At 71.0% G+C, this 21,428-nt stretch carries 19 protein-coding genes; 6 read left to right on the plus strand and 13 right to left on the minus strand.

Translation table 11 applies throughout. The features are described 5' to 3' along the window. Positions 1–13: 13 nt before the first annotated feature. The 3 genes from BCF44_RS38720 to BCF44_RS38730 form a co-directional block, all read right to left on the minus strand. Positions 14–1,198, minus strand: a complete 1,185-nt coding sequence (locus BCF44_RS38720; RefSeq protein WP_116179479.1) for a GNAT family N-acetyltransferase — start codon at positions 1,196–1,198, stop codon at positions 14–16. A 46-nt stretch (positions 1,199–1,244) separates the two neighbouring features. After that, positions 1,245–1,946 (minus strand): DUF4333 domain-containing protein, encoded by a 702-nt coding sequence (locus BCF44_RS38725; RefSeq protein ID WP_116179480.1) that lies wholly within the window; start codon positions 1,944–1,946, stop codon positions 1,245–1,247. Between the two features lie 157 nt (positions 1,947–2,103). Continuing rightward, positions 2,104–4,866, minus strand: coding sequence for a DEAD/DEAH box helicase (locus tag BCF44_RS38730; RefSeq protein ID WP_116179481.1), 2,763 nt, complete (start codon positions 4,864–4,866; stop codon positions 2,104–2,106). A 103-nt stretch (positions 4,867–4,969) separates the two neighbouring features. On the opposite strand from BCF44_RS38730, the gene BCF44_RS38735 reads away from it, so the two are divergent. After that, positions 4,970–6,640: a bifunctional 3'-5' exonuclease/DNA polymerase gene (locus BCF44_RS38735; protein WP_281283196.1), complete on the plus strand. Its 1,671-nt coding sequence runs from the start codon at positions 4,970–4,972 to the stop codon at positions 6,638–6,640. A gap of 4 nt (positions 6,641–6,644) precedes the next feature. Here the strand turns inward: BCF44_RS38735 and BCF44_RS38740 are convergent, their stop codons facing one another. After that, the gene (locus tag BCF44_RS38740) at positions 6,645–7,250 is read right to left on the minus strand and encodes a nitroreductase family protein (protein ID WP_116179483.1); all 606 of its coding nucleotides are present in this window, start codon (positions 7,248–7,250) and stop codon (positions 6,645–6,647) included. 32 nt (positions 7,251–7,282) lie between these two features. On the opposite strand from BCF44_RS38740, the gene BCF44_RS38745 reads away from it, so the two are divergent. Then, positions 7,283–7,864 carry a DUF6461 domain-containing protein gene (locus BCF44_RS38745; RefSeq protein WP_116179484.1) on the plus strand — a complete coding sequence of 194 codons (582 nt, stop codon included), beginning with the start codon at positions 7,283–7,285 and terminating at the stop codon, positions 7,862–7,864. On the opposite strand, the gene BCF44_RS38750 is transcribed toward BCF44_RS38745, so the two are convergent. The 3 genes from BCF44_RS38750 to BCF44_RS38760 are packed head-to-tail and all read right to left on the minus strand — an operon-like array spanning position 7,854 to position 9,212. Beyond that, positions 7,854–8,309 (minus strand): hypothetical protein, encoded by a 456-nt coding sequence (locus BCF44_RS38750; protein WP_116179485.1) that lies wholly within the window; start codon positions 8,307–8,309, stop codon positions 7,854–7,856. The genes BCF44_RS38745 and BCF44_RS38750 overlap by 11 nt on opposite strands. 5 nt (positions 8,310–8,314) lie before the next feature. Beyond that, positions 8,315–8,782, minus strand: coding sequence for a hypothetical protein (locus BCF44_RS38755; RefSeq protein ID WP_116179486.1), 468 nt, complete (start codon positions 8,780–8,782; stop codon positions 8,315–8,317). Between the two features lie 49 nt (positions 8,783–8,831). After that, complete coding sequence (locus BCF44_RS38760) at positions 8,832–9,212, minus strand: DUF302 domain-containing protein (protein WP_246016073.1); 381 nt, start codon at positions 9,210–9,212, stop codon at positions 8,832–8,834. A gap of 65 nt (positions 9,213–9,277) precedes the next feature. Here BCF44_RS38760 and BCF44_RS38765 point away from each other — a divergent pair, with 65 nt between their 5' ends. The 3 genes from BCF44_RS38765 to BCF44_RS38775 are packed head-to-tail and all read left to right on the plus strand — an operon-like array spanning position 9,278 to position 11,878. Then, positions 9,278–10,399, plus strand: a complete 1,122-nt coding sequence (locus BCF44_RS38765) for a glycosyltransferase (RefSeq protein ID WP_116179488.1) — start codon at positions 9,278–9,280, stop codon at positions 10,397–10,399. A 29-nt stretch (positions 10,400–10,428) separates the two neighbouring features. Continuing rightward, positions 10,429–10,956, plus strand: coding sequence for a DinB family protein (locus BCF44_RS38770; protein WP_246016057.1), 528 nt, complete (start codon positions 10,429–10,431; stop codon positions 10,954–10,956). 4 nt (positions 10,957–10,960) lie between these two features. Further along, positions 10,961–11,878 carry a 5'-nucleotidase gene (locus BCF44_RS38775; protein WP_116179489.1) on the plus strand — a complete coding sequence of 306 codons (918 nt, stop codon included), beginning with the start codon at positions 10,961–10,963 and terminating at the stop codon, positions 11,876–11,878. A 9-nt stretch (positions 11,879–11,887) separates the two neighbouring features. On the opposite strand, the gene BCF44_RS55990 is transcribed toward BCF44_RS38775, so the two are convergent. The 6 genes from BCF44_RS55990 to BCF44_RS38805 form a co-directional block, all read right to left on the minus strand. Further along, positions 11,888–13,465, minus strand: a complete 1,578-nt coding sequence (locus BCF44_RS55990) for a ricin-type beta-trefoil lectin domain protein (protein ID WP_170217976.1) — start codon at positions 13,463–13,465, stop codon at positions 11,888–11,890. Between the two features lie 401 nt (positions 13,466–13,866). Next, positions 13,867–14,976, minus strand: coding sequence for an allantoicase (alc, locus tag BCF44_RS38785; protein ID WP_116179490.1), 1,110 nt, complete (start codon positions 14,974–14,976; stop codon positions 13,867–13,869). Continuing rightward, positions 14,973–16,298 carry an allantoinase AllB gene (allB, locus tag BCF44_RS38790; RefSeq protein WP_116179491.1) on the minus strand — a complete coding sequence of 442 codons (1,326 nt, stop codon included), beginning with the start codon at positions 16,296–16,298 and terminating at the stop codon, positions 14,973–14,975. The genes alc and allB overlap by 4 nt, the downstream gene beginning before the upstream one ends. A gap of 28 nt (positions 16,299–16,326) precedes the next feature. Beyond that, positions 16,327–17,406 (minus strand): glycerate kinase, encoded by a 1,080-nt coding sequence (locus BCF44_RS38795; RefSeq protein WP_116179492.1) that lies wholly within the window; start codon positions 17,404–17,406, stop codon positions 16,327–16,329. A 3-nt stretch (positions 17,407–17,409) separates the two neighbouring features. Continuing rightward, positions 17,410–19,104, minus strand: coding sequence for a glyoxylate carboligase (gene gcl, locus BCF44_RS38800; RefSeq protein WP_116179493.1), 1,695 nt, complete (start codon positions 19,102–19,104; stop codon positions 17,410–17,412). A 3-nt stretch (positions 19,105–19,107) separates the two neighbouring features. Further along, the gene (locus tag BCF44_RS38805; RefSeq protein ID WP_116179494.1) at positions 19,108–19,977 is read right to left on the minus strand and encodes an NAD(P)-dependent oxidoreductase; all 870 of its coding nucleotides are present in this window, start codon (positions 19,975–19,977) and stop codon (positions 19,108–19,110) included. A 239-nt stretch (positions 19,978–20,216) separates the two neighbouring features. Between BCF44_RS38805 and BCF44_RS38810 the strand changes: the two genes are divergently transcribed. Next, complete coding sequence (locus tag BCF44_RS38810) at positions 20,217–21,428, plus strand: IS110 family RNA-guided transposase (RefSeq protein ID WP_116179495.1); 1,212 nt, start codon at positions 20,217–20,219, stop codon at positions 21,426–21,428.

Consider the following 21,428-nt stretch of genomic DNA (forward strand, 5'->3'; position numbering starts at 1 on the left):
AGTTTCCAGCCTGTCAGAAGTAGGTGCCGCACCAGGGGGCAGCGTCGAGCCGGAACAGCCGATCGGCGTCCGCTGACGCCGCCCGGTCGAACACCTCGACCAGGCCGGCGTCGGCGTGCCGGGTCAGCGACCGGTCACCGAGGTAGACCGCGCCGAGGTCGGCCACGCCCAGCCGGAGCTGCGGGTCCCGGTCGGTGCGCTCCGCGCCGTCCGGGCCGATCAGGTAGCGGCCGCTGTTGGCCGGCAGCACGTCGTCCACGACCTCGACGACCACCGGCTCCGCCTGGCCGTAGGTGCGGGCCGCCAGCGCTGCCGGCACGTCCACCAGCCGCAGCCAGGTCTCGTCCTCGACCTCGGTGTACTTGACCGTCCGTGGATCGGCGAAGAACAGGTCCAGGTCCTCGTCGAGGGGCCGGCCGACGGCGGTGATCTGCTTGATCAGGTCGACGCCGACCAGGTACCGCCAGAGCGTCGCGGTGGCCTCAGGGGTCGCGGCGAACATCGCCAGGATCTCCATCGACCAGCCGAAGTGCTCGCCGCGCATGCCCTTGGTCTTGTAGACGGCGACGCCGTCGTCGTGCTCGACCAGGACCGCGTTGCCGTCGCGGCGCAGCGCGAGGTTCCAGAAGCCGTCGGACAGCAGGATGCCGCCGGGGCGGACCGTGCCGAACCGCCGCAGCAGCTCCGGCACCCGCCGCCGCACCTCGTCCTGGTCGAACACGACCTTGACGTCGCCCGAGACCGGCGCGCGGTCGTGCAGCCGGGCCTTGGCGGTGTCGACGACCGCGGTGCGGAACCGGGTCGCCACGCCGTAGCCGTAGCGGCGGTAGATGGTCCCCTCGGACGCGCGCAGGGTGGCGATGGGCGCGGACGTCCCGGTGAGGAACGTCCGCATCACCGCGTTCAGCACGCCGCGCCGGGTCCGGTCCGGCCGCACGCCGACCCGCGACACGGCCGCCATCGGCACGGTCTTGCCCCCGGGCAGCGCGATCACGCTGTCGTAGGCGGTCAGCGTGCCGATCATGCCGGTGTCGTCGTACGCGCCGAGCGAGGTCGACGCGTCGTACGAGCCGAGCGCGTGCGACCACTGCTCGTCGTCGGCCGGCGCGTCGTGCAGCGTCCGCCGGAACAGCGCGCTCGCCTCGCGCAGCTGGTCGGCGCCGCTCAGCGTGCGGATGTCGTGCGGCGGCTTTGTCATATCTTGACTCTACTTAGCGTGTCGTACCGGTTTCGTGAGTGCCGAGCTACTGGGGCTGCCCGACCTCGTAGTGGCCGTCGTCGGACTTGACGGTGACGGTCACCTTCTTCTGCGCGCCGTCCACGGTCACCGTGCAGTCGAACGTGTTGCCGGTCTTCACGGCCTCGCCGTCCGGGCACTTCACATCGCTGGCCTTGAGCTTGTAGTCGTTGGTCAGCACGCCGGTGACGCCCTGCTCGACCTTGGCCGTGTCGAAGACCTTCTTGGTGAACACGCCGGCGACCAGCAGCACCACCACGACGATCACGATCAGCACCGCCACCACCACGATGCCGATCACCAGGCCGCGGCGGCCGCTCTTGGGGGCAGGCGCGCCGGGGAAGCCGCCGCCGAACTGGCCGGGCTGCTGCTGGCCCCACTGTGGCTGCTGGCCGGGCATCGGCTGCTGGCCCCACTGCGCGGTCTGCTGCGCCGGCTGGCCGTACGGGTTGAACTGCTGGGGCTGCTGCTGCGGGTAGGCGGGCTGGCCGCCGTACGGGCTGGGCTGCTGGTACTGGCCCGGTTGCTGCTGCTGCGGGCCGGTCTGCGGCTGGCCGTACGGGTTGGGCTGCTGGCCCCACTGGGGCTGTTGCTGCTGCGGAGGCTGCGCCGGAAAGCCACCGGACGGTGTGCCGGGGTACCCACCCTGGGGCTGCTGGCCCCACTGCTGCGGGTCATTGCCCCCGGACGGTCCGTACGGGCTGGTCATTGTTGCCTCCGTGCTCTGCTCAACTCCGAAATCCGGCCGCTTGGCCGCGATCAAACCACAGGTGGGCGGCACCGCGTGGCCGCCCTGTCCCAATCGCCTGGGCAATCGCGTGTCGCCCCGCAGGCTGCCACCCCGGGGGCTACCGCGAATCCGCCGTTCAGAGGGTGCCCATCGCCACGACCCCGCGACGCAGCGCCTTGACCGCCTCCGCGGCCGTCCCGCCGACCGCGTCGTCCTTGCCGAGCACGTCCCGAAGCTGGTCGAGCAGGTCGATCACCTGCCGGCACCACCGCACGAAGTCTCCCGCCGACACCTCCTGACCGTTGGTCTCGGCGGCGGTGAGCACCTTTTCCAGCGACTCGCCGCGCGCCCACCGGTACACCGGCCAGGCGAAGCCGGTGTCCGGCTGCCGGGTGCGGTCCAGCTTGTGCCGGCGCTCGTCGTCCTCGATGGACGCCCACAGCCGCATCGTCTCCTGCACCGCCGCGGCCACCTCCGGCGTGGGCAGGCGCGGGTCGCTGGGGCCGTCGCGGCGGGCCTCGAACACCAGCGTCGACACCACCGACGCCAGCTCGGGCACCGTCAGGTTGTCCCAGACGCCGTTGCGCAGGCACTCCGCCGCGAGCAGGTCCGACTCGCTGTACAGGCGGGCCAGGCGGCGGCCGTTCGGCGTGACGCCGTCACCGTCGGACGCCAGGTAGCCGCGCTCGCGCAGCAGGCTGCGGATGCGGTCGAACGCGCGGGCCAGGGAGTGCGTGGTCGAGGCGACCTGTCGCTCCAGGCGCTCCGTCTCGGCCAGCAGCCGGTGGTAGCGCTCCGCCCAGCGCGCGTGCGCCTCGCGGTCGCTGCACCCGTGACACGGGTGCGCGCGCATGGCCCGGCGCAGCGTCGCCAGCTCGGCGTCGTCGTGCGCGTCACCACGGCCGCGACGGCCCTGGCGGTGCGGCGGCGTGATGCCCGTGTCGCGGAGGCTGGCGGCGAGGTCCCGGCGGATCCGCGGCGACCGCCAGTCGACGTTCTTCGGCAGCCGCATCCGGCCCAGCGCCTCCACCGGGGCCGGGAAGTCGGCCACCGACAGCGTGCCGGCCCAGCGGTCCTCGGTCAGCACGAACGGCCGCGGCTCGCCCAGCGGGTCCAGGCCCGGGTCGATCACCACCGCGATGCCCGACCGCCGGCCGGACGGCACCGCGATCACGTCCCCCTTGCGCAGCCGCTCCAGCGACTCCGCCGCCTCCGCGCGCCGGCTGGCGCTGTTCTGCCGGGACAGCGACTTCTCCCGGTCGGTGAGCTTGCGCCGCAGCTCGGCGTACTCGGCGAAGTCGCCGAGGTGGCACGTCATGGACTTCGCGTAGCCGTCGAGCGCCTCCTTGCCGCGCTCGATGCGGCGGGACAGGCCCACCACCGAGCGGTCGGCCTGGAACTGCGCGAAGGACTGCTCCAGCATCTCGCGGGCGGCCTGCGCGCCGACCTGCTGGACCAGGTTGACGGCCATGTTGTAGCCGGGACGGAAGCTGGAGCGCAGCGGGTAGGTGCGGGTCGAGGCCAAGCCGCCGACCTGCTTCGGGTCCACGCCCGGCTGCCACACCACCACGGCGTGGCCCTCCACGTCGATGCCGCGCCGGCCGGCACGCCCCGTGAGCTGCGTGTACTCCCCCGCCGTCAGGTCGACGTGCGCCTCGCCGTTGTACTTGACGAGCTTCTCCAGGACGACGGTGCGCGCCGGCATGTTGATGCCCAGCGCCAGCGTCTCCGTGGCGAAGACGACCTTCACCAGGCCCCGGACGAACAGCTCCTCGACCGTCTCCTTGAACGCCGGCAGCATGCCGGCGTGGTGGCTGGCGATGCCCCGCTCCAGGGCCTCCCGCCACTCCCAGTAGCCGAGCACGACGAGGTCACCCTCGGGCAGGTCCTTCGTCCGCTCGTCGATGATGCCGCGGATGACCTCGATGTCCTCCGGCGAGGTCAGGCGCATGCCCGCCCGCACACACTGCGTGACGGCCGCCTCGCAGCCGGCGCGGCTGAACACGAAGTCGATCGCCGGCAGCAGACCGGCCTGCTCCAGGCGTCCGACCACCTCCACGCGTGACGGCGGCCGGAACCGGGGACCGCCGCCGCGGGCGCGCGAGGCGCGGGGGCCGCGGCCGTGGCTGAAGGGCACGTGGTGGCGGCCCAGCTCCTCGGCCCGGCGCAGCAGCGTCGGGTTGATCCGGGTCTCGGCGCCGCCGTCGTCCGCGAACAGGTCGATGATCCGGCCGCCGAGCATCATGTGCTGCCACAGCGGCACCGGGCGGTGCTCGTCCACCACGACCGTGGTGTCGCCGCGGACCTCGATCAACCACTCGCCGAACTCCTCGGCGTTGCTGACCGTCGCCGACAGGCCGACCACCTTCACCGACTCCGGCAGGTGCAGGATCACCTCCTCCCACACCGCGCCGCGGAACCGGTCGGCCAGGTAGTGCACCTCGTCCATCACCACGAAGGCGAGGTTGGTCAGGGCCGAGGAGCCCGCGTAGAGCATGTTGCGGAGCACCTCGGTGGTCATCACGACCACCGGCGCGTCGCCGTTGATCGAGGAGTCGCCGGTGAGCAGGCCCACCTTGTCCGCGCCGTAGCGGGCGGTCAGGTCGGCGAACTTCTGGTTGGACAGCGCCTTGATCGGCGTCGTGTAGAAGCACTTGCCGCCCTGGCCCAGCGCGAGGTGCACGGCGAACTCGCCGACCACCGTCTTGCCCGCGCCGGTCGGGGCGCAGACCAGCACGCCGTGCCCGTCCTCGAGGGCCTCGCAGGCCTCGCGCTGGAACGGGTCGAGCTCGAAGGAGAGCACCGACTCGAAGTCGGTGAGCCGGGGCCGGGCGGCGCGACGCCTGGACGCCGCGAAGGCCTCGGCGGGAGACCGGCCCGGTGATGCGCTGGAAGCCACGACTCAAGAGTTTCATACCCGGCTGACAATTGCGTCCAAGATCTACTGTGGCGCGCCCGGAATTGTCAGGGGTCCTTGTCAAGATGGTCGGGTGCGGGTTGCCGTGGTACCCATCGACGCAGGTGGGGCGTTGACGCAGGAGCTGACCGAGGACGGTCGGCCCTCGGGTGAACCGCGCGCGTGGGCGGATCTGGTAACGGCCGTCGGCTCGCTGGAGCGGGCGTCGGCGCCGCGGTGGGTGTGGGCGCACGGCATGGACATCTATCCGCGGTTGCTGGCGGCCGGCGTGCGGGTCGAGCGCTGTCACGACGTGGAGCTGACGGAGACGCTGCTGCTGGGCTACATCGGCCGGTGGGGCGAGCCGCGGAGCGTGCCGGCGGCGTGGGCGCGGCTGACCGGTGGGCCGGTGCCGGCGGACAAGCCGATCCGGGCGAAGGAGACGCAGCCGACACTGTTCGACGCGGAGCAGCCGGCGGATCCGCTGGGCGGGGTGGATCCGTTGAAGGTGCTGGTCGCCGTGCACGCCGACCAGCTGCGGCGGATCGGCGAAACGGCGGCGCCGGGGCGGTTCCGGCTGCTGGTGGCGGCGGAGTCCGCGGGGGCGTTGGCAGCGGCGGAGATGGGGCACGCGGGGCTGCCGTGGCGTGCGGACGTGCATTCGGCGCTGCTCACCGAGATGTTGGGGCCGCGACAGGCGTACGGGCTGCCACCGCGCAAACTGGGCGAGCTGTCGGAGCGGATCGCCGAGGCGCTGGGCGACCGCAAGATGCATCCGGACTCGCCGGCGGAGCTGCTCAAGGCGTTCGCGAAGGTCGGCATCCAGCTGCGGTCCACCCGGTCGTGGGTGCTCAAGGAAGTCGATCACCCGGCCGTGCCGCTGCTGCTGGAGTACAAGGAGCTGTACCGGATCTACACCGCGCACGGGTGGGCGTGGCTGTCGTCGTGGGTGCACGACGGCCGGTTCCGGCCCGAGTACGTGCCCGGCGGCGTGGTGTCCGGCCGGTGGGCCACGCGCGGCGGCGGGGCGCTCCAGATCCACAAGCGGGTGCGGCGGGCCGCCATCGCCGACCCCGGCTGGGTACTCGTCGTCGCCGACGCCGGGCAGCTGGAGCCCCGGGTGCTGGCGGCGCTGGCCGGTGACGACAAGTTGGCGCTGGCCGGGCACAGCGGCGACCTGTACCGGGCGCTGGCCGACGAGGCGTTCGGCGGTGACCGGCCGCGGGCCAAGATCGGCATGCTGGCCGCGTTGTACGGGCAGACCAGCGGCGAGGCCGGGGCGCTGGTCGCCGCGCTGCGGCGGAAGTTCCCCCGCGCCGTCGACTACGTCGAGAAGGCCGCGCAGATCGGCGAGTCCGGTGGGCTCGTGCGGTCGTGGCTCGGGCGCACCTGTCCCCCGGCGACGTCGGGGTGGACCGGTGGTTCGCTGGATCCCGAGCCGGTGGAGGAGGTTTCCGACTCCGGGGCCCGCAACCGGGCTCGGGGGCGGTTCACCCGCAACTTCGTCGTGCAGGCCAGCGCCGCCGACTGGGCGCTGGCCCTGCTGGCGACACTCCGGCCCGCGCTCACCGGCATCGGCGTCGAGGGCGCCCGGCCCGAACTGGTGTTCTTCCAGCACGACGAGGTGATCGTGCACTGCCGGGCCGAGGACGCCGCGGAGGTCACCGCCGTGCTGGAGCAGTCCGCCGCCACCGCCGGCCGCGTCGTGTTCGGCGACACCCCCGCCCGGTTTCCCCTCGATATCGCCGCCGTGGAGTGCTATGCCGACGCCAAGTGAGCCGTCACCAGCGGTCGCGGTGCACGATCTCGTTGAGGGGACGCCGTTTGCGCTTCTTGGCCGACACGTCCCCGTACCGCTCGGCGTCCGGGGCCTCGTGGCCCAACAACGCCACCCCGATCGGGATGTAGTCGTCCGGAATGTCCAGGAGGTTCCTCACGAACGCCGGTTCCACGCCGATGAACGCCGCCGCGATGTTCTCGTCTACCGCCGCCAGGAGCAGCAGCGTCAGCGCCGCGCCGCCGTCGGTGAACCAGAACGGCGTGTGCCAGAGCTCGTCCTCCGTCAGCTCCGACACCACCGCCATCTTGTCCGACTCGCGGTACCGCGACTTGTAGATCTCGGGGCTCACGCAGATCGCCACGTGCACCGGGGCCTGGGCGACGAAGTTCTTGTGCCCCGACTTCGCCAGCGTCTCCTCGCCCGTGCTGGCCAGCTTCTGCCGGGTCGCGTCGTCCGTGACCACCACGAACTCCACGCCCTGGCTGTACCCCGCGCTCGGGCCTCGCCGTGCCGTGTCCAGGATCCGGTCCACCACCTCCGGCGCCACCGGCTCGTCCGTGAAGGACCGCACCATCCGGCGCCGCCGGACCACCTCGTCGAACTCCACACCTCGGACCGTACTGGGTATCTTTCGCGATCATGACCGACTGGAGCTGGCTGCTGGCCAGACCTACGCCGAACACGTACTGCCTGACCTTCGTGTACGGCATGGCCCCGGCCGAGCTCATCCGCAAGTTCGGCATGCACTCCGAGACGGCGGAGGAGCTGACGCCGGAAGAGGCGTCGACGGAACTCGTCGGCGAGACCCGATGGCCGTGGATGCGCATCGGCGAGTTCAACGGCTGGGCCTTCGCCATCGAGGACGGGCACACGGAGGGCCTTCGCCTGGGCGGTGAGCTGTCGGACAACACGCAGGCGCTGGTGATCGTGTACGTCTCCGAGAAGGCACTGGGCCACGTCGCGTACTACGTGGACGCCGAGCTGGTGACGTCGTTCGAGCCGATGGCCGCGTACCAGCGGAGCGGCGCAGACCCGGACCGGTTCGTCGACGCGATGCGGGAGGCCGGCCTGCCGATGGAGCCCGATCAGGAACCGGACGTCGACCCGGACCTCGCGGCGCTTCGCGCGTTCGAGGTGGCGCTGGGCATCGGGCTGCCCGACGAGGCCGAGCACGGCCGGCTGCTGACGGCCGAGTGGATCCCGCCCTGGCTCAGGGATTAGGTGGGTAACGAAGGTCCCATCGGTACGAGGCGGGTCGGCGGGCCGTCGCGAGAGTGGCGCTGCCGGCCATCCCGAGCCCCAGCACGACGGCCGGGACGACGATCCGGAACCAGCCCAGCATGCCGAAGGCTCCGAACAGCAACGCCGCCACCGGCGTCAGCACCGGAACGGCCAGCACCAGCAGCGCCTTCGGTCGCACTTCCGCGGTGGCCAGCGCGAACCAGCACACGAGCAGTCCGACCACGGCGGCGGAGACCACGATCTCCGGCCCCCAGACGAGCGCCCCGAGCTTGCACACGCCTGCGGAATGGGTCTGCTCCAACTCGGCGCAGTGCTCGTCGTTCTGGCTCGCGACGACCTGCCAGAAACCGCCCATTGCCAGGCCCAGCACGGCGCCGCCGAGGCCGACGGGCACGGCGACCGACTCCAGTTTCGGTGTGGGCATGGGGATCAGTTGGACTGGTCGTTGTCGACCGGCAGGGGGCGCAGATCCGGACGTGAGCGGTCGGGCCGGCGGGCTTCGGACAGGTAGCAGAGACCGGCCATTCCGCCGCCGAGTACGACGACCGGGACGATGAAGGCCAGCCACACGCCGGCCCCGAGGCCGGCGCAGGTCAGGGCGGCGAGGAACGTCAGCGCGGGGACTGCGGCCACCATGCCACCCCGCGGCCGGACCTCAGCGGCCGCCAGCGTGATCCAGCCGACGAGGCAGTTGACGACGGCCGCGATCACCACCATGGCCGGTGCCCAGAAGATGACCTCAAACCCGCACATGCTCTCGGGGTTGACCGCGTTCGCCGCGGCGCACCGGGCCACGAAGTGATCGGCGACCGCCACCCAGAGCCAACCCGTGCCGATGCCGAGCAACGCGCCGCCGATCCCGACGGCGAGCGGCAACGACGGTTTCCGATCACTCACGATGGCCAGTCTGGCGGTCGGAGGGATCGGCGGCCATCCGTAGCACTACTCAGGAACCGGCGGCTTCGGTGGAGATCGCGTCGAGCAGGTCGGCCATCCGCTCCAGGATCGCCTGCTGTTCGACCAGCTCGTAGGTGACGGCCAGCTCGCGCGGGTCGTGGTGGCCGACGAACACCAGGCCGGAGGCGTCCTCCCACACCAGCATGCGCAGCGGCAGGTCGATGGCGACACGGGGATCGGTCGCCATCAGCGGCGTGCCGGCACGGGGATTGCCGAACACCAGCACGTCCGTCGGCGGCAACTCCAGCCCCGCCCGGTGGGCATGCTCGGCGTGGTCGACGTGTACGAACACCGTCAGCTCACGGCGTTCGACCGCCGCGACCAGCCGCGCCACGGTCGCCTTCTGGTCGACACCGCTCTTCCGGATCATCACGAGCCCAGTCTCCTCGGTCTGTCGCGGCGGGCAAACCGGCAAGATCGGCAATACTCGGCCGGGTGGTGATCGTGACCGGGGTGGCGGCACTGGCCTGGCTGTACCTGTTGCTGGCGCACGGCGGCTTCTGGCGGACGTCGGTGCTGCTGCCGAAGGCGAGCCGGCAGCCGCAGCGATGGCCGGCGGTGGTGGCGGTGGTGCCGGCCCGCGACGAGGCGGACATCCTGGCCGAGACGTTGCCGACGCTGCTGCGCCAGGACTACCCGGGGCCGTACCGGGTGGTGCTGGTGGACGACGCCAGCACGGACGGCACGGCGGAGGTGGCGCTGGCGGTGGGCACGGGCCGGCTGGACATCGTGCGCAGCGAGGGCCCACCGGCGGGCTGGGCGGGCAAGGTGGCGGCGATGGAGACCGGGGTTCGCGCGGCCACCGACGGCGAGTACCTGCTGTTCACGGATGCCGACATCGCGCATCCGCCGGACGGAGTGCGGTCGCTGGTGGCGGCGGCGCTCGGCGACGATCGGGCGCTGGTGTCGCAGATGGCGTTGCTGCGTACGGAAACGGTGTGGGAGCGCCTGATCGTGCCGGCGTTCGTGTACTTCTTCAGCCTGCTCTACCCGTTCGCCCGCGTGAACGACCGCAGGTCACGGCTGGGGGCTGCGGCCGGCGGCTGCATGCTGGTGCGGCAGGAGGCGCTGGAGGCGGCGGGCGGGCTGGCGGCGATCAAGGACGCGTTGATCGACGACGTGGCGTTCGGGCGGCTGCTGAAGGACGCCGGCAACCGGACGTGGCTGGGGCTGACCACGTCGATCACCAGTCGCCGGCCGTATCCGAGGCTGGCGGACCTCTGGAACATGGTGGCCCGATCCGCTTACACGCAGCTGCGGACGTCGCCGCTGCTGCTGGTGGGATGCGTGCTCGGTCTGGCGTTGATCTTCGTGGTGCCGCCGCTGGCGGTGATCATCGGCCCGACGGACGTGCGGCTGCTGGGGCTGCTCGCGTGGGCGGTGATGGCCGGCATGTACGTGCCGATGCTGCGGTTCTACCGGCTGCCGTGGTTGCTGGCGCCGGTGCTGCCGGTCGTGGCCGTGCTGTACACGGCGATGACGGTGGACTCGGCGCGTCGGCACTGGATGGGCCGCGGCGGCGCATGGAAGGGCCGAACCGCGAAAACCTGTCAGTAGCTGTCAGTCCTGTCGGTGAGGATGGGCCCATGGCAACCCTGATGACTCCCCCGGTCGGCGCCGACGAGCGGGCGGCCCTCCTCCAGTTCCTGGCCAACCAGCGCGAGGCGCTGATGGCCGGCGTGCAGGGCCTGAGCGACGCCGACGCCGGCAAGACGTCCACGGCGAGCGCGCTGTCGGTGCTTGCGCTGCTCCGTCATGCGAACCGGACGGAACGCCGATGGGTGCTCGCCGCGCTCGCCGGTCAGGAACTGCCCGGTGAGTGGCCGCCGGCGGACTGGTCGAAGGAGTTCACCCTCGGCCCCGACGACACGATCGCCGGCCACCTCGCGGCCTACCGGGAAACGGCCCGCCGCACCGAGGAGATCCTCAACGCCCTGCCGTCGCTGGACGTCACCTGCGCGCTGCCCGAGGCGGGACAGTGGAACGCCCGCTGGATCCTGCTGCACCTGATCGAGGAGACCGCCCGACACGCCGGCCACGCGGACATCATCCGCGAGTCCCTCGACGGGGCGACCGCGCCGGCCTTGATCGACGCGTTGAACGCGGCAGAATAGGGCGGTGGGGTACGACCTCGGGAATCACCTGGTCATCGGCATCGCCTCCAGCGCGCTGTTCGATCTGACCGAGTCGGACGCGGTGTTCCGGCAGGACGGCGAGGAGGCGTATCGCCGCTACCAGGAGGCGCACCGCGACGAGCCGCTCGCACCCGGCGTCGCGTACCCGTTCGCGCGCCGGCTGCTGTCGCTCGACGACGTGAGTCCGGTCGAGGTGATCGTGTTGTCCCGCAACGATCCCGACACCGGGCTGCGGGTGATGGAGTCGGTCGCGCACCACCGGCTGCCGATCACCCGCGCGATCTTCACTCAGGGTCGCGCGCCCTATCGCTTCATGCCCGCGCTGAACATGAGCCTGTTCCTGTCGGCCGATGACGCGGACGTGCGGCAGGCGGTGGAGCTCGGTCTGCCGGCGGGCCGGGTGCTGGACTCGACCTTCGTCGACGACGAGTCCGACGACGAGCTGCGCATCGCCTTCGACTTCGACGGCGTGCTGGCGAGCGACGAGTCCGAGCGCGTGATGCAGGCCCACGGCCTGGACGGCTTCCAGAGCCACGAGGTCGCCAACGCCGTCACGCCGCTGGAACCGGGGCCGCTCAAGAACTTCCTCGCCGCGGTCAACCGGATCCAGCGCCAGGAGGAGCAGTACCGATTGGCCAATCCCGACTACCGCAACCGGGTTCGGGTCTCCATCGTCACGGCCCGCAGCGCGCCGGCGCACGTGCGGGCCGTGACGAGTCTCAAACGGTGGGGCGTGATGGTCAACGACGCCTTCTTCCTCGGCGGCGTCGGCAAAGCCGGCATCCTGGACGTGTTGAAGCCGCACATCTTCTTCGACGATCAGCCGCTGAACCTGACGTCCAGGGAGGTGCCGAGCGTGCACGTGCCCTTCGGCGTGATCAACGAGGCCGGACCGGACTGAGGACGGCCGTCAGAGGGTGGCCCAGTCCTGGCTGTTGGCGCTGCTGGCCGAGTTGACGGTCACGGCGGCGCCAGCGCTGACGGCGGCGCTGTCGAGCACGTAGCCGGTCGCCGGGTTGGTGATCGTCAGGTTGCCGCTGCCGTTGCTGGTGACCTTCCACTTCTGGTAGCGGCTGGTGGGGTCGAAGGCGGTCAGCGTGGCCTGGGCGCCGGCGGTGGTGGGAGCGGTCAGCGTGAGGGGCGTCGGGCAGCTGTCGTAGATCCTGGCCGTGCCGTCCGAGTTCGGGTCCAGCTTCCACTTCTCCGAGGCGTGCGTGGAGTCGTAGGCGTTGAGATCGGCGACGACGTTGCTGGAGTTGGCGCACTGGCCCGCGTGTTCCAGGGCCAGGCCGCCGCCGTTGGTGAGGCCGTGGTACTGGCCGTCGCCCACGATCGTGGGGCCGTAGTCGATGGTGTGGGCGGCGACGAAGTTGAGCGCGGCCCCGGTGGTGGACAGCGGCGGACTGGCGGCGGCGCGGTCGGCCCAGAAGTCCGGGAAGGTGGACGGGGTCTGCGAGGTCAGCAGGGTGATGGTGCTGTTCCAGCCGCCGTCGACGTTGCGCCACAGATCGAGCAGCGAGCCGTCGACGTTGCCCTGGACCTGGTCACCGGTGTGCCAGCCGGTGGTGTAGGTGAAGCTGTAGCTGCTCCCGTTGGGAAACACGTAGCGGTAGTCACCGAGCAGGTAGGCGGCGGTGGAGTCGGCGAAGGCCTCGGTCCACGAGCAGGTGCGGGAGCTGGCCAGGTTGATGTAGTGCGGGTTGCAGTTGGTGATCGTCGGCCACCATCCGTTGTACAGGCGGTGCATCAGGAAGTGGCCGGACTCGTGCAGCACGGTGTGCTCGGAGTCGGGGTCGACGGCGGCCAGGTGCACGGTGTTGGCCAGGTCGTAGTACGTGCCGTCGGTCGAGTTGGCGGTCCACTGGATGTTCAGCTCGGTGCACGCGTTGTTGTTCGTCTCGTGGGCGGACCAGCAGATGCTGGCGGGGTTGTTCCGGGACCACCACAGGAGGTTGACGGTGTCGAAGGCGTGCCACGCCCGGGCAGCTGTCGCGGTCGGTTTGAGGACGCCGAGGGCGGTGCTGGCGGAGACGTTGGTCAGGACCGTCGAGTCCAGCGTGTAGGGGTTTCCGGTGGTGTCGGTGACCTTCCACAGCTTGGTGCTCTCGGTGCGGAACCGCACCCACATGCTGCTCATCGAGGTGGTGGCGCTGGGGGTGTAGCAGAGGTTGAAGCCGCCGTCGCTGACGGCGGTGTACTGGTAGTCGGCGGTGAGCTGGCGCGGGGTGTCGGTGGACTTCTCGGCGCCCCACAGCGCGACGTTCGCGTTGCGGACCGGCTTGGTGACCGTGGGCTTCGTCGTGCCGGATTCGGCCGACTGGTAGTCGTACTGGAGATTGCCGCTCAGGCAGATCGCGGATGCCGCGTAGGAAATCGTGTTCAGCTCCCCCGCCGCCAGGGCGGGCGTCGCCGTGAACGCGAGCACGCTCGCGCTCAGCACTGCAACGGCGACGGATTTCCACGATTTCAGGGCCCGAAGAAGGCGCACGCCAAATCCTCCTCATATGCGAAGGAACGAATGAGGGATTGCGACGTCGTTCGACGGCGGCGCGAATTTCTCACGCGGCGAAATCCGCGCCGGTCACGACGGTGATCCCCGGTCGTCGCCGCCACCGAGAACCCATGCCGCAGCAGGGTATTGGCAGTAAGTTGCGGACCCTCCGTGATTGCTCCGCAGCGATCGGCCGTACGGCGTCAACGTTAGAGCCGAATGGCGTGCACCTGCGATAGGCCAAAGGCGTGAGAGGGTTTCACGAGGTCGAGCCGCGCTCATTTCACCGCTCCGGTCGGCGGCGCTGACCAGGAGTTATGCGCCGCTTCAACCGCGCATTAAACCACTCTTTCGAGTGAGAACCGCGCGCACGTTTTCCCTGAAACCAGGGACAACCGTCACCGAATCAGCCGGCTGAGCACGTGCGGCAAGGGCTGATCCGCGTCGAGGGGACGGGCGTCCACGGCGGCCTTGTTGTCGAAGATCACGGTGGCCTGATCCGCGGGCAGGGCGTTGAACCAGCGGCGGAGGAGGAAGGACCGGCCGGCGTCGGTGGGGGTGCCGGTGAGACGGAGCCGGGCCATGCCGCCGTCGGGAAAGACGTCGAGCCGGACGTGTTTGACGGGGCGGTCGACGTCCAGCGGGAAGCGGTGGCGGGTGTCGGGCTGGAGCCGGGTGCGAGGCAGCAACTCGAACCACGAACCGGGGTCGTCGACACGGTCGCCGCAGCCGCTCACGGACGCCCAACCCGGGGCGTTTCCCTTGAAGTGACTGGTGTCCAGCTCGGCAATGGTGATCACGCCCTCGGCGGCCAGCTTGAGCAGCACCCAGTCGTTGCCGTCGTCGCGCCGGCGCGCGGTCTCCCAGCCGTCGCCCATCACGGCGGCGAAGCCGGGCGAGATGAGGTTGGTGGGCTTGGAGTAGAAGACGTTGCTGGCGTTGAGGATCTCGCCACCGTTCTCCAGCGCGGCGAGGTCGACGGCGCCGGCGAGCAGGCGGGGGTCGGCGACGGGGTCGCCGTGCACCCGGAGGCGGGCGACGCCGCCGTCGGGGTAGATGGTGAGTCGGACATGGGTCCAGCGGCGGTCGGAGTCGACGTCGAAGACGTTCTCGGCGTCGCCGGCGAGCTTGGAGCGGGAGACGATGGGGTGCCACTCGGCCAGGGCGAGTTCGGCGGTGCTGGGATAGCCCTCCAGACCGCAGGCCTCGACGGACGCCTCGGGCGGGTAGTTGCCCTTGAAGAAGGCGGTGTCGACGATGACGCCCCGCACGATCCCGGGCACCCCGAGCCGGACGATGGCCTGGTCGACGCCCGGCTCACGGCGGCGGCGCGTCTCCCAGCCGTCGTAGACCTGGCCCTTGTGGCCGAACGTGTACGTCTGGAACGTCGGAGGCTCCGGCTTGATCAGGTTCTCCCGCTCCGCGAAGAACTCGTCGTTCGCCCACGGCACGCCGCCGCCCAGCCGGCGCGAGGCGAGGTCGGGAAGCGTGGTCCAAGCCGGTGTCATGCGTCTCCTCTGCTCAACAGCTGTCCGAACGGGGCGCCGGAGACCTCGCGGCCACGCAGCAGCGTGGTGCGCACGATGCCGTGCAGGTCCCGGCCGTGGTACGGGGTGACGGGGTTGCGGTGGGCGAGCTTGTGCACGTCGACGGTGAACGGCTCGTCGGGGGCGAACACGCTGAGATCGGCGTCCATGCCGACGGCAATACGGCCCTTACGGGCGAATCCCGCCAGCGATGCGGGTTTCGTGGCCATCCAGTCCACGACCCGGGCCAGGTCGTGGCCGCGTCGCCGGGCCTCGGTCCAGACGGCCGGCAGCCCGAGCTGGAGGCTGGCGACACCGCCCCACGCGTGGCCGAAGTCGCCGGTGTCGAGGCGTTTCAGGTCCGGCGTGCACGGCGAGTGGTCGCTGACCACGATGTCGATCACGCCATCGGCCAGCCCCTGCCACAGGGCGTCCCGGTTGGCGTCCTCGCGGATCGGCGGGCAGCACTTGTACTGGGTGGCGCCATCGGGAATGGCCTCGGCGTGGAAGGTCAGGTAGTGCGGGCAGGTCTCGGCGGTGATCCGCAGCCCCTCGGCCTTGGCGTCGGCGATCAGCGGCAGCGCGTCGGCCGACGACAGGTGCAGGATGTGCACCCGCGCCCCGGTGCGACGGGCCAGCGTGATCACCGCCTTGATCGCCTCGTTCTCCGCGCGACGGGGCCGCGAGGCGAGGAAGTCCCGGTAGCGGCGGCCGCACGAGGGCGGGGCGGCCTCGATCACCTCGGCGTCCTCGGCGTGCACGATCATCAGCGCGTCGACGTCCCGCAGCACGCGCAGCGCGTCGGCCAGCTCGAAGTGCGTGAGCGGCGGGAACTCCGGCACGCCGGAGTCCAGCAGGAAGCACTTGAACCCGAACACGCCGCCAGCGTGCAGCCGGGGCAGCTCACCGAGGTTGCCCGGCACCGCGCCGCCCCAGAAGCCGACGTCGACGTGCACACGGCCGTCCGCCGCCTTGCGCTTGACCTGCAACGCGTCCGCGTCGACGGTCGGCGGCAGGCTGTTCAGCGGCATGTCGACGATCGTGGTGACGCCGCCGGCCGCCGCCGCGCGGGTCGCGGTGTCGAAACCCTCCCACTCGGCGCGGCCGGGATCGTTGACGTGCACGTGCGTGTCCACCAGCCCCGGCAGCAGCACCTCGTCGTCGCCGAGCCGGATCGAGCGCTCCGCCGGCAGGTCCGCGTCGATCGGCTCGATCGCGGCGATCCGACCGCTGCGCACACCGACCGTGACCGCGGCGATCCCGTCCGGCGTGACCGCACGGGGCGCCAGCAGTGTCAGATCCATTGTGGACATGGGATCCTCCTCACCACCGCTAGCAGCATAGGTGATCTCTCACGATGCGCTCCGCGATCCGCTCCAGCAAGGGGCCCGGTCTCGCGCGGCAGCGGGCCGGGTCCGGTTCTATGTCGGTCAGCGCGTACGCGGCGCTGATCCCGGTGCCGACCAGGTCATCCGACGTCAGCGAGCACACGCCGGCGACCGCGACCACCGGCACACCGCGAGCGGCCCGCGCCACCCCGACCGGGGCCTTGCCGCGCAGCGACTGGGCGTCCAGCGAGCCCTCGCCGGTGATCACCAGCGCCGCGTCCCGCACGGCCTCGCCGAAGCCGAGCAGCTCCAGCAGCACTTCGACGCCGGCCCGGCGGACGGCGCCGAGCACCGCCAGCGCGGCGTAGCCCACTCCCCCGGCGGCCCCGGATCCCGGCAGCATCGGATCTCCGCCGACGACCGACGCCCAGCGGTCCAGCGCCTTGGCCAGCAATTCGACCTGACGCGGGCTGGCGCCTTTTTGTGGCCCGTAGACCGGGGCGGCGTCCGACAAGGGATTGTCGACGTCGGTGGCCAGCACCAGCTCGACCAGCGACAACCGGGGGTCGAGGCCGGTCAGATCCAGCGTGTCGGCGTAGGTCAGCCCCGCCCCGCCGGGCGCGACCGGCACGCCGTCGGCGTCCAGCACCAGCGCGCCGAGCGCCCTGAGCATGCCGGCCCCGCCGTCGGTGCAGGCGCTGCCGCCCAGGCCGAGCACGATCCGGTGACAGCCGAGATCCATGGCCAGGCTGATCAGCTCTCCGACGCCGTAGCTGGTGGCGTGCATCGGCGAACTCCCCCAGCCGAGGCCGGCGGCCTGGGCGAGCTCGACGACGGCGGTGGCGGACCGGACGGCCAGCATCGCGCGGACCGGCGTGCCGAGCGGCCCGGTCACGGTCGTGACCAGCCGGTCGAAGCCGGCGGCGCAGGCCGCGTCCACCGTGCCCTCGCCGCCGTCGGCCACCGGCACCACCCGCACGTCCAGCGCCGGATCCGCCCGCCACAGGCCGGCCGCCAGGTGCTCGGCGACCTGGCCCGCGGCGAGCGTGCCCTTGAACTTGTCCGGGGCGAGCAGCACTCTCATCGGTCAGCTGACCGGCTCGAACTCGACGACGGTGTTCAGCGCGCTGCCCATCGACGCGTTGGCGGCCCGGTCGATCATGATCTCCACCAGCACCGGTCGGCTGGTCCGGTCGGCCTCCTTGCGGGCCCACGCCAGCGCGTCGGTGATCTCGGACGGCTCGGACACCCGGCGGCCGGTGCAGCCGTAGGCCTGCATGATCTTGACGTTGTCCGCGCCGAACTCGTCGTAGTGGATGTCGACCTGGTAGTTCATGTTGTAGCCGGTCTCGGCCTGCCGGATCAGGCCCAGGTACTCGTTGTTCAGCATGATCAGCACGAACGGGATGTCGTACTGCGCGGCCACCGCGAGCTCCTCGACCAGGAACTGGAACGAGTAGTCGCCGACCACCGCGACCACCTCGGCGTCGGGCTTGGCCGTGCGGACGCCGATTGCGGCCGGGATCTCCCAGCCCAGCGGCCCGGCCTGGCCGCAGACCTGGTAGTGCCGGGGCAGGTGGGCGCGCTGGAACTGGCCGGACCAGATCTGGTAGAGCCCGATCGCGGTGACGAAGTAGGTGTCCGGGCCGTAGAACTCGTTGATTTCCCGGAACACCCGCGGGGCCTTGATCGGCACGGTGTCGAAGTCGTCCCGGCGGGGCAGTTCGCGCCGCAACTGGGCGATTCGTGCCGCCCAGTGCTGCCAGGTCCGCCCTGCTCGCCGGCGACGGGCGGCGTCCAGCAGTGCCTCCAGGAACAGCTTGGTGTCGGAGACGATGCCGAGGTCCGGCCCGAACACACGGCCGATCTGGAGCGGATCGATATCCACGTGCACGAACTTGCGCTCGCCGCGGTAGACGGCGAGGTCGCCGGTGTGCCGGTCGCCGAACCGCGCGCCCAGCGCCAGCACGAAGTCCGACTCCAGGAACAGCGCGTTGGCCCAGCGCTGGCTGGTCTGGATGCCGGCCATGCCGGCGAACAGCTCGTGGTCCTCGGGCAGACATCCCTTGCCCATCAACGTGATCTGCACCGGCACGCCGAGCAGCTCGGCCAGCTCGCGCAGCACTCCCGACGCCTCGCCGCTGATCACGCCGCCGCCGGCCAGCAGCAGCGGGCGTTCGGCCGCGAGCAGCATGTCGAGGGCGCGTTCGACGCGGGGCTGGTGCGGGGCAACGGATTCGATCGGCAGCGGGGTGTCGATCGCGCCGTCCCACTCGATCTCCTGCTTCTGGACGTCCAGCGGCAGGTCGATCAGGACCGGCCCGGGCCGGCCGGAGCGGGCGATGCGGAACGCCTCGCGGAAGATCCACGGGGCCTGCGCCGCCTCCTTGACCTGCACCGCCCACTTGGTGACCGGCTTGGCGATCTCGACGATGTCGACCGCCTGGAATGCCTCCTGGTGCAGCTTGGTGGAGACGGCCTGGCCGGTGATGCACAGGATCGGCACGGAGTCGGCCTGCGCGGTGTACAGGCCGGTGATCATGTTGGTGCCGGCCGGGCCGGAGGTGCCGACGGCGACGCCGACATTTCCGGTGGTGCGGGCCCAGCCGTCGGCCATGTGCGTCGCGCCCTCCTCGTGGCGCACGATCAGGTGCTGTAGGGAGCTCTCCTCCAGCGCCGCGTAGAACGGCAGGATCGCGGCGCCCGGGCAGCCGTAGACGATGTCCACGCCCTCCGACGCCAGCACCTCGACGACCGCCTGCATGACGGGGATCTTCGGCATGGGTCAGTCCCTTCCGGACAGGGTCTCGACGACCTTGAGCAGCGCGGAGTGGTCCAGCGAGCCGTGCCCCATGGCACGGGCGGCGGCGACCAGCTGGGCGACCAGGGCGGCCATCGGCAGCGACACGTCGGCCTGCCGGGCGGCGGCCAGCACGATGCCCATGTCCTTGTGGTGCAGGTCGATGCGGAAGCCCGGCTGGAAGTTGCGGGCGATCATGGACTCGCGCTTGAGGTCCAGGATCCGGTTGGCGGCCAGGCCGCCGGCGAGCACGTCCAGGCCGGCCCTGGCGTCCACGCCGGCCGCCTCCAGCAGCACGATCGCCTCGCTGACCAGTGCGTAGATGCCGCCGACGACGAGCTGGTTGGCCGCCTTGACGACCTGGCCGGCGCCGGTCGGGCCGACGTGCACGATGGTCTTGCCGAGGACCTCGAACAGCGGCAGCGCTTCGGCGAAGTCCGCATCCGAGCCACCGACCATAATGGACAGTGACGCCTGCTTCGCGCCGGCCTCGCCGCCCGACACCGGCGCGTCGAGCACGCGGATTCCCTTGCGTGCCGCCGATTCCGTGACGGCTACCGACGTCTCCGGGCGGATCGTGCTCATGTCGATCAGCAGCAGACCGTCGCCGCCGGCCGCGATGACGTCGGTCGTCACGGCGAGCACGTGCTCGTCCTGCGGCAGCATGGTGATCACGACTTCCGCGCCGGCGACCGCCTCGGCGACGTTCGCGGCGCGCTGCCCGCCGGACTCGACCAGCTTGGCCAGGGCCGGTTCGGACAGGTCGAAGCCGGTCACGGTGTGGCCGGCGGCGGCCAGGTGGCCGGCCATCGGCGAGCCCATGATGCCGAGGCCGATGAAGCCGATCTTGCTCACTAGGCCACCATCCCTTCTGTAGCCCTGATGAATGGGGTTGTGACCACTCGGTCCCGGCGGGTGCATGGCCACGGTTGCGTGCCGCTTGACGGCCACAATGAGTACTGCCGGCTTCGCCGGGCCGAGGCCGCCTTACCGGCCTTAGGAACATGCCCCGTCGAGGGCCGATTAGTGAGCTTCCGGCAGGCGTCCTCACCACCGAGCAGGTCCTTCAGCACTGCAGAAGGAGCACCGCGCACGTGTTCGCGGGATGGGACTGGGCCACCGGCTCGCATGATGTGACCGTGGTCGACGCCACCGGGGCGAAGACCGACCGATGGGCACTGGCCCATACCGAGACCGGGATAGCCAGCACACTGGCCCGTCTGCGCCGACACGGTGACCCCGCTGTCCTGCCAGTAGCCATCGAGACCACCCGGGGCCTGGTCGTCGACCGACTGCTGGCCGCCGGACACCCCGTGATTCCCGTACACCCCAACGCCTTCAACGCCATCCGGCCACGCTGGGGCGCGGCCAGGGCCAAAAGCGATCCCGGCGACTCGTTCAAGCTGGCCGACTACCTGCGCACCGACGGCCACCAACTGCGGACACTGGCCCCCACCCTGCCCGAGACGCTGGAACTGCAAGCGCTGACCCGGCAACGCGCCGACCACATCGAGGCCCGCATCGCCGCGGTCAACCAACTCACCGCGCTGCTGGACGAACACTGGCCCGGCGGCAAGGCGGTATTCGCCAGCCTGGACAGCGACATCGCCCTGGCCTTCCTGGACCGCTACCCCACACCTGAGTCCGCCGCCACGCTGACCGCCAGCCGGCTGGAGAGGTTCTGCACACGGCACGGCTACTCCGGCAAACGCCCCGGCAGCGTGCTCATCGAGCGGCTGCGCGCCGCCCCGGTCACTGCCTCCCGGCTGGGCCAGCAGACCGTCACACGGCTCGTCGGCATCCAGGTGCGACTTGTCCGGGCCATGCGTGCGACCATCCGTGAGTTGGACACCGCCATCGCACAGGCCGTCAAGGCCCACCCTTACGCGCCCCTGATCGCCGGTCTGCCCCGCATCGGCAGCATCAACCTCGGTCAGGTCGTCGGCGAGATCGGCCCCATGCTCGAACGCGCCAGCGACTGCGCGCAGTTGGCCGCTGAGACCGGCGCCGCCCCGGTCACCAAGGAATCCGGCAAGCACCGCGCGGTCAACTTCCGGCACGCGGTCAACCGCCGCGCCCGCCAAGCCCTGATGACTTTCGCTGATAACAGCCGTCACGGCAGCGACTGGGCCGCCACGATCTACAACGACGCCCGAGCACGCGGCAAACGCCACCCGCATGCCGTGCGCATCCTCGCCCGCGCCTGGCTGCGCGTGATCTGGGCCTGCTGGCGCGACAAGACCTGCTACGACCCCAACATCCACCACGCCGCCAACAAGATCAACAAGACCGAGGGGTTGACTTAG

Source organism: Kutzneria buriramensis, from assembly GCF_003387475.1.
Lineage (GTDB): Bacteria > Actinomycetota > Actinomycetes > Mycobacteriales > Pseudonocardiaceae > Kutzneria > Kutzneria buriramensis.